The organism is Cupriavidus sp. FW305-27 (genome assembly GCF_058787995.1).
In genome coordinates, this window is record NZ_JBYTAG010000012.1 from 115,105 (window position 1) to 123,005 (window position 7,901).

The window sequence follows — 7,901 nt, forward strand, 5'->3', positions numbered from 1 at the left end:
GTTGTATGGGCCGCCGGACAGCGCCGGCGGCGATCGGCAAGCCTGGCGCGAATGCGCTCAGGCCGGCACGTCGGGTTCGAGCTGCAGCTGCAGCAGCGTGATGGCGTCCTTCAGCTTGAGGCGGCGCTTCTTCAGCCGGCGCAGCTGCAGTTCGTCATGGACGGCATCGTTGGCAAGGCGGTCGATCAGGAAATCCAGGTCGCGGTGCTCGATCTGCAACTCCATGATGCGCCGCTCCAGGGTATTCAGGTTGCTGTCCATCTATGCCTCCGCTGCGCAGTCACGGTGCCGGACCTCAAAAGCCGAACGGGCGCGGCGCCGATGCCTGCCCCTGTTGCTCCTTCGCCTTGGCGCGGCGCTCTTCCAGCTCCTTCTGGCGCCGTTCGAGGTCGCGCTGCTTGGCCTCGTATGCCTTGACATTCTCCTGCCGCTGGCGGGCCTGCTCGGCGCCCTTCTGCTGGGCCTCCTGCATGCGGGCGTCGAAGTCAGACTGCTTCTTTTCGTACGCCTGCGCATTGGCGGCACGCTGCGGCGCCTCGCCCTGGCGCTGCGCCTCGCGCAGTTGCTGTTCCTGCTGCTTCTTCTGGAAGGCATCGCGGCTGGACTGCTCGCTGGCCGAGCGCTTCGGCTGGCTGGCCTCGAACTCGGCGCGGCGCAGCGCCTGTTCGCGGTCGCGCTCGGCGGCGCGGTAGGCGCGTTCGGCCTCGCCTACCTCCAGTTCGCGCTTGCGCAGCACCTGCAGCTCCTCGCGCTGGACTTCCTTGGCGCTGTTGATGCAGTGGTTGACAAAGAACTTGCCGTAGCACTCGCGCTCGGCGGCCGCAAAGCGGTAGTTGGTCCAGGCGCGCGAATCCTCGACGGCCTTGCGTTCGGCGGCAAAGTCGCGCTGGCCGTTGGCGGCGGGTGGCGCCGCGGGCGCGGAAGTCTGGGCGCGCGCCTCGCGCAGCGGCATCAGCACGGCGCATGCAGCCACGGCCAGTGCAGCCAGGCGGCCGAAGCGGAACAGGGAAGTTTCAGGCACGTTGGCGAAGGTTGGCATGGCCAGGATGGTGGCCTTGGCGGCGGCCGGGCGGGACTTGACGGTCATGACCGGATTCTAGCATCCGGGCCGGGCACCGGCCTGCCCTGCCGGGCCGTTGCGGACGTGCGCGGGACGCCGCCCGCCCCGCACCCGCTGCGCGCCCTGGCGAATCCCTTGCGCGCTTGTGGCAAAATGCCCCGCTTTCGACTGACTGCGTTTCTCGCCGCGCTCTCCGATGTCCAACCTGCCCGCATCCGTCTCGCAAAAGATCGTCTCGCTCATCGCGGCTGAACTGTCCGTGCAGCCCCGCCAGGTGGCCGCGGCCGTGGCGCTGCTCGACGAAGGCGCCACCGTGCCCTTCATCGCCCGCTACCGCAAGGAAGTGACCGGCAACCTCGATGACACGCAGCTGCGCAACCTGGAAGAGCGCCTGCTGTACCTGCGCGACATGGAAGACCGCCGCGCTGCCATCCTCGCGTCGATCCAGGAGCAAGGCAAGCTGACGCCCGAGCTGCAGGCCGCCATCGAGGCCGCCGAAACCAAGCAGGCGCTCGAAGACCTCTACCTTCCCTACAAGCCCAAGCGCCGCACCCGCGCCCAGATCGCGCGCGAATGCGGGCTGGAGCCGCTGGCGCTGGCACTGCTGGCCGATCCCACGCTGGATCCGCAGGCCGAGGCCGCCAGGTACGTCAACGGCAACCCGACCGCCGACGGCGGCGTGCCTGACGTCAAGGCCGCGCTGGACGGCGCGCGCGACATCCTGTCCGAGCAGTTCGGCGAGACTGCGGAACTGCTGGGCAAGCTGCGCGAGCACCTGTGGACCAACGGCGTGGTGTCCTCCACCGTGATGGAAGGCAAGGAAACCGCCGAGGAAGAGAAGTTCCGCGACTACTACGCCTACAGCGAGACCATCCGCACGGTGCCGTCGCACCGCGCGCTGGCGCTGTTCCGCGGCCGCAACGCGGGCGTGCTGATGGTCAAGCTGGGCCTGGGCGAGGAACAGGACGCGATGGTGCCGCACCCGTGCGAAGGCATGATCGCGCGCCATGTCGGCATCCAGCAGTTGGGCCGCCCGGCCGACAAGTGGCTGGGCGACGTATGCCGCTGGTGCTGGCGCGTCAAGGTGCAGCCCCACCTGGAAACCGAACTCCTGACACAGCTGCGCGAAACCGCGGAGAACGAAGCCATCAAGGTGTTCGGCCGCAACCTGCATGAGCTGCTGCTGGCCGCGCCGGCCGGGCCCAAGTCGGTGATGGGCGTCGACCCGGGCATCCGCACCGGCTGCAAGATCGCCGTGGTGGACAGCACCGGCAAGCTGCTGGACACCGCCACCATCTACCCGCACGAGCCGCGCCGCGACTGGAACGGCTCGCTCGCCACGCTGGCGCGCCTGGCAACGCAGCACAATGTGGCGCTGGTGTCGATCGGCAACGGCACCGCCAGCCGCGAAACCGACAAGCTGGTGCAGGACCTGATGAAGCAGATGCCCGAGCTGAAGCTGACCAAGATTGTGGTCAGCGAGGCCGGCGCTTCGGTGTATTCGGCGTCGGAACTGGCCGCCAAGGAATTCCCGGACCTGGATGTGTCGTTGCGCGGCGCGGTGTCGATTGCCCGCCGGCTGCAGGATCCGCTGGCCGAACTGGTCAAGATCGATCCCAAGTCGATCGGCGTGGGCCAGTACCAGCATGACGTCAACCAGCGCGAGCTGGCGCGGGCGCTGGACGCCGTGGTCGAAGACTGCGTCAACGCCGTGGGCGTGGACGTCAACACCGCCTCGGCGCCGCTGCTGGCGCGCGTGTCGGGCCTGAACACGGTGCTGGCGCGCAATATCGTCGAGTTCCGCGACGCCAATGGCGCCTTCCCCAACCGCGACGCGCTGAAGCAGGTGCCGCGCCTGGGCGACAAGACCTTCGAGCAGGCCGCCGGCTTCCTGCGCATCAACGACGGCGACAATCCGCTGGACCGCTCCTCGGTGCACCCGGAAGCGTATCCGGTGGTGCAGCGCATCCTGGAACACGTCAAGAAGGGCCTGCGCGACGTGATGGGCAACCGCGACGCGCTGCGCGGCCTGTCGCCGACGCAGTTCACCGACGACTCCTTCGGCCTGCCGACCGTGCGCGACATCCTGTCCGAGCTGGAAAAGCCGGGCCGCGATCCGCGCCCCGAGTTCAAGACCGCAACCTTCCAGGAAGGCGTGGAAGACGTGAAGGACCTGCAGCCCGGCATGGTGCTGGAAGGCGTGGTCACCAACGTGGCGGCCTTCGGCGCCTTTGTCGATATCGGCGTGCACCAGGACGGCCTGGTCCACATCTCGGCACTGTCCAACAAGTTCGTCAAGGACGCGCATGAGGTGGTCAAGGCCGGCCAGATCGTCAAGGTCAAGGTGATGGAGGTCGACGTCAAGCGCAACCGCATCGGCCTGTCGATGCGCCTGGACGACGAGCCAGGCCAGGCCGCGGCGCGTGCCGGCGGCGACCGTGGTGACCGCGGCGGCCAACGCAACGGCGGCGGCAAGGGCTTCAACGGCGGCCGCCGCGAGGCGGAACCGGCCGGCGCCATGGCCGCGGCCTTCGCCAAGCTCAAGCGCTAGCCCGCAAGCCGATGGCATGACGCCCCGCACGGGCGACCGTGCGGGGCGTCGTCGTTTTCAGCCGCCGTGCGCGATCCGAACGGCCAGGCCCTTGCCGGCGCCATCGGTGCGGTTGGCGAACGCAATCTCCAGCCCATGCAGCCGCGCCACGCGCTGCGCGATCGAAATGCCGAGGCCGTGGCCCTGCTCGCGCTGCCCCGATCCGCCACGGAAGAAGCGATCGCCCAGCCGCGCCAGCACGTCAGGCGCGACGCCCGGGCCCTGGTCGAGCACCGTGACGCTGTCGGGCCGGAAATCGATGGTCACCAGCGCGCCCGGCGGGCTGTAGCGGATGGCGTTGTCGAGCAGGTTGCGCAGCAGCAGCGACAGCAGGTTGGCGTCACCCGCCACCGGCAATGGCGCCTGCCCTTCCGGGGGCCACTCCAGCTCGACGTCGACCTGCTTCCGCTGCGCCAGAGCCAGGCAGTCCGACAGCGCCTGCTGCGCCACCGGGATCCAGTTGACCGGCTGGCGTGACGGCAGGCCGGCAGCATCTTCCAGCCGGCTCAGCGTCAGCAGCTGCGACACCAGCCGGCTGATGCGGTCGATGCCGGTGGCCACGTTGGCGCGTGCCTGCGCGCGCTCGGCGTCATCGGCCGAACGCTCGGCGATTTCCCACTGCGCCTTCAGCGCGGCCAACGGCGTGCGCATCTCATGGGCAGCATCGGCGGTGAGGCGCCGTTCATGCTCGATCGAATCCGACACGCGCGCCAGCAGGCGGTTCATGGCGTGCACCAGCGGCACCAGTTCGCCCGGCACTGCCTGCAGGCTGAGCGGCCGGCGGTCTTGGGGGGCGCGGCCTTCAATATCGGTCGACAACGCGCGCACCGGCGCCATCGCGCGCCGCATGAACCAGATCAACAGGCCGATCAGCACCGGCAGGCCTGCGGCCCACGGCAGCACCTGCGCGGCGATATAGGACAGGATCAGCTCATTGCGCTCGGCCAGTTGCTGGCCCACGCAGACGCGCCAGCCCGTGTCGGGATCATCGAGGTAGTAAAGCCGCCAGGACTGCTTGTCGATGGTGACGTCGGTAAAGCCCTTCACTCCTGGCGCACGCGGCAGCAGGTCGCCCTCGGGATCGATATGCAAGGGCTTGCCGTCCGGCAGCCAGGCGGCGATGGCGAGATCGCCCAGGCCCGCATCGCCCTGGTCGCCCTCGACCAGCTCTGGCAGCCGGGTGCGCGACGGCGCCGCGGCGACATCCACCAGCGGCACCACCGAATGCATCTGCAGCGCCATGCGCACCATGTCGGTGTCATAGAGTTCATTGATCTCGTGCCGGGCGCGCACGTAGGTCATGCCGATGGTCAGCAGCCACACCACCGGCGCGGCGATCAGCACCGCAAGGATGAGCCGGCGCTGCAACGTCATGTGCAATCCTCGGCCGCGCCCAGCGTGTAGCCGGCGCCGCGGAAGGTGCGCACGATCTTCGGATGGATCTTGCGGCGCAGGTGGTGGATATGGACTTCCAGCGCGTTGCTTTCAACGCCGCCCTGCCAGTCATAGAGCTTGTCGCGCAGGAAGTCGCGCGTCAGCAGCCGGTTGGGGTGCGCCAGCAGCAGCTCCAGCAGCATGGCTTCGCGGCTGGTCAGCTCCAGGGGCTTGCCCTGCCAGTACGCCTGGCGCGCGGCCGGATGGAATTCCAGCGCGCCGTGCTTCCACACTGGAGACGACAGGCCCGCGGCGCGGCGGGTCACGGCACGCAGCCGGGCCGCCAGCTCATCGAGCGCGATCGGCTTGACCAGGTAGTCGTCGGCACCGGCGTCAAGGCCGCCGATGCGGCTGTCGATCGCATCGCGCGCGGTCAGCACGATCACCGGGATGCGGCTGCCGCGCCCACGCCAGCGCGCGAGCAGCGACATGCCGTCTTCCCCTGGCAGGCCCAGGTCCAGCACCACGGCATCGTAGTGGACCACGCCGAGCGCATGGTCGGCTTCGGTGCCGGTGCTGAACCAGTCGACCGCATAGTCGAGCAGCTGCAGGCCGCGCCGCAGCCCGTCACCCAGCATCGGGTCGTCTTCAACAATAAGGATTCTCATTTTCTCGGGTGACCCGGACGTATCACGGTATTGTGCGCGCCCCGCCTTAATGTGCCATTAAGGTTCGCGAACTATCCTGCGCTCACTTTGCAGGCGCCCCGCTGTTCAACGCGGCGCGGGCCGCCAGCGTGGACATGGCCTTGCCGCCGAGCGCCTGCACGCCGCCACGCGCGCCACCACCCACCCTTCCCTTTCACGCCGAGCCGTTTGCGCATCATGCACCGTTCCGACCGCCTCGCCGCCGAGCCTGGGCTCATCAGCGCCCGGCCCGCCGCGCCGTGGCATGCCACGCGGCTGGCGGACGTGCCCGCGGTGACGCTCGGGCTGGTGGTGCTGGCGTTCGCGCTGCTTTGGTTCGGCACGCTGGGCGTGCGCCACCTGCTCGGGCCCGACGAGGGCCGCTATGCCGAGATCGCCCGCGAGATGCTGAGCACGGGCGACTGGGTCACGATCCGCTACAACGGGCTGAAGTACTTCGAGAAGCCGCCGTTCCATATGTGGGCCACGGCGGTGTCGTACGCGCTGTTCGGCATCGGCGACTGGCAGGCGCGGCTGTGCGTGGCGCTGGCCGGCATCGCCGGGCTGGGAATATCGATGCTGGCCGCCGCGCGCTGGTTCGGCGCGCGTGCGGGCTTGCTGGCCGGACTGGTGCTGGCAAGCGCGCCCATGTGGAACCTCGCCGCGCACTTCAATACGCTGGACATGACGCTGTCCGGCAGCATGGCCTGCGTGCTCGCGTGCATGCTGCTGGCCCAGCATCCGCACGCCACGGCGCCGGCACGCCGCCGCTGGATGCTGGCGTGCTGGGCGGCCATGGGCGTGGCGGTGCTGACCAAGGGGCTGGTCGGGCTGGCGCTGCCGGGACTGGTGCTGGTGGTGTACACCTGCGTGACGCGCGACCTCGCACTGTGGCGCCGCCTGCATGCGCCGGCCGGCATCGCCCTGATGCTGCTGGTGGCGATGCCTTGGTACTGGCTGGTGGCGCGGCGCAATCCGGAATTCCTGCGCTTTTTCTTTATCCACGAGCACTGGCAGCGATACACCTCGACCGTGCATGCGCGCAAGGGCGGGCTGTGGTACTTCGTGCCGCTGCTGGTGGGCGGCTTCCTGCCGTGGCTCGGGCTGGTTCCCGGCATGGTCCGCGCGGTCGGGCAGCGTACCGGCGTGGTTGCCGCGGGTGGGTCCAGGCCGTTCCAGCCTGCGCTGATGGCAGGGCTGTGGGCGGTGTCGATCTTCGTGTTCTTCAGCCTGTCGGGCTCGAAGCTGCCCGGCTACATCCTGCCGCTGTTTCCCGCACTGGCGATCCTGGCGGGCGCAGCGCTGGCGCGGACCGGTGACCAACCCTGGCGCAGGCAGCTGTGCGCCATGCTGGCGGTGGGCGCGATCGGCCTGCTGGCAAGCCCGGTCGTGGCCACGCTGGATTCCAACAACACCCCCAACGCGCTGTACCACGCGTATGCCGCATGGGTGGCGCTGGCATTCGCGCTGGTGATTACCAGCGCCGCCATCGGGCTGTGGCTGCTGCGGCGGCATGGCCGCCTGGCCAGCATCACGGCCTATGCATTCGGCATGCTGCTGGCATTCTCCACCGCATTGCTGGGCCATGAAGCGATCGGCCGCTCCGCCTCGGGCATCGACATGGTGGCGCCGATCGAACGCGTGCTGCGCCCCGGCATGCCGCTCTACGGCGTCGGCATGCTCGACCATACCCTGCCCTTCTACCTGCGCCATCCGCTCACCATGGTGGCGCAGGCCGACGAGCTCGCGTTCGGCGCCGGACAGGAGCCGCAGAAGTGGCTGCCGACCCTCGATGACTTCGTCGATGCCTGGCAGCATGGCCCGCGTGCCATCGCGCTGCTCTCGCCGCAGGCATTCTCTGAACTGAGCGCGCGCGTGCCGATGCATGTCGTCGCGCGCGACTGGCGGCGCGTGGCCGTCGCCAACTTCCCCCTCGCCGGCGCGCGCTAGCCGCGCCGGCGCCTCCCGATTTCCCCTGCCATTCGTCAAATCCAATGCAAGGCAAGAAAGTACTGATCCTCGGCGTCAACGGCTTTATCGGCCATCACCTGACGCGCCGCATCCTGGAAACCACGCCGTGGGAGGTCTACGGCATGGACATGTCGTCGGACCGTCTCGGCGACCTCGTCGACCACCCGCGCATGCACTTCTTCGAGGGTGACATCACCATCAACAAGGAGTGGATCGAGTA

Annotated in this window: 7 protein-coding genes; 3 read left to right on the forward strand and 4 right to left on the reverse strand. The window is 68.9% G+C overall.

Annotated features, from left to right (window positions below; genetic code table 11):
* Positions 1-57: 57 nt before the first annotated feature.
* Both AC3WRI_RS08455 and AC3WRI_RS08460 read right to left on the reverse strand, forming a co-directional pair.
* Positions 58-261 carry a DUF465 domain-containing protein gene (locus AC3WRI_RS08455; protein WP_010810139.1) on the reverse strand — a complete coding sequence of 68 codons (204 nt, stop codon included), beginning with the start codon at positions 259-261 and terminating at the stop codon, positions 58-60.
* A gap of 34 nt (positions 262-295) precedes the next feature.
* Complete coding sequence (locus tag AC3WRI_RS08460; protein WP_010810140.1) at positions 296-1,087, reverse strand: hypothetical protein; 792 nt, start codon at positions 1,085-1,087, stop codon at positions 296-298.
* Between the two features lie 169 nt (positions 1,088-1,256).
* On the opposite strand from AC3WRI_RS08460, the gene AC3WRI_RS08465 reads away from it, so the two are divergent.
* Positions 1,257-3,611, forward strand: coding sequence for a Tex family protein (locus AC3WRI_RS08465; protein WP_492293101.1), 2,355 nt, complete (start codon positions 1,257-1,259; stop codon positions 3,609-3,611).
* 57 nt (positions 3,612-3,668) lie between these two features.
* Here the strand turns inward: AC3WRI_RS08465 and AC3WRI_RS08470 are convergent, their stop codons facing one another.
* Both AC3WRI_RS08470 and AC3WRI_RS08475 read right to left on the reverse strand, forming a co-directional pair.
* Entirely contained in the window at positions 3,669-5,024 is a 1,356-nt protein-coding gene (locus AC3WRI_RS08470; RefSeq protein ID WP_010810142.1) for an ATP-binding protein, read from the reverse strand.
* On the reverse strand, positions 5,021-5,692 hold the full coding sequence (locus tag AC3WRI_RS08475) for a response regulator (RefSeq protein WP_492293103.1): 672 nt from the start codon (positions 5,690-5,692) through the stop codon (positions 5,021-5,023). Before AC3WRI_RS08475 ends, AC3WRI_RS08470 begins: the two co-directional genes overlap by 4 nt.
* Positions 5,693-5,908: 216 nt before the next feature.
* On the opposite strand from AC3WRI_RS08475, the gene AC3WRI_RS08480 reads away from it, so the two are divergent.
* The gene (locus tag AC3WRI_RS08480; protein WP_492293105.1) at positions 5,909-7,660 is read left to right on the forward strand and encodes a glycosyltransferase family 39 protein; all 1,752 of its coding nucleotides are present in this window, start codon (positions 5,909-5,911) and stop codon (positions 7,658-7,660) included.
* A gap of 44 nt (positions 7,661-7,704) precedes the next feature.
* Positions 7,705-7,901 (forward strand): NAD-dependent epimerase/dehydratase family protein (locus AC3WRI_RS08485; protein WP_492293107.1); only part of this gene is annotated, 197 nt, incomplete at its 3' end.

Excerpts from the sequence above, each read along its gene's own strand:
- AC3WRI_RS08460 (WP_010810140.1), bottom strand. The coding sequence starts at position 1,087 with ATGACCGTCAAGTCCCGCCCGGCCGCCGCCAAGGCCACCATCCTGGCC.
- AC3WRI_RS08465 (WP_492293101.1), top strand. The coding sequence starts at position 1,257 with ATGTCCAACCTGCCCGCATCCGTCTCGCAAAAGATCGTCTCGCTCATC.
- AC3WRI_RS08475 (WP_492293103.1), bottom strand. The coding sequence starts at position 5,692 with ATGAGAATCCTTATTGTTGAAGACGACCCGATGCTGGGTGACGGGCTG.
- AC3WRI_RS08480 (WP_492293105.1), top strand. The coding sequence starts at position 5,909 with ATGCACCGTTCCGACCGCCTCGCCGCCGAGCCTGGGCTCATCAGCGCC.
- AC3WRI_RS08455 (WP_010810139.1), bottom strand. The coding sequence starts at position 261 with ATGGACAGCAACCTGAATACCCTGGAGCGGCGCATCATGGAGTTGCAG.
- AC3WRI_RS08470 (WP_010810142.1), bottom strand. The coding sequence starts at position 5,024 with ATGACGTTGCAGCGCCGGCTCATCCTTGCGGTGCTGATCGCCGCGCCG.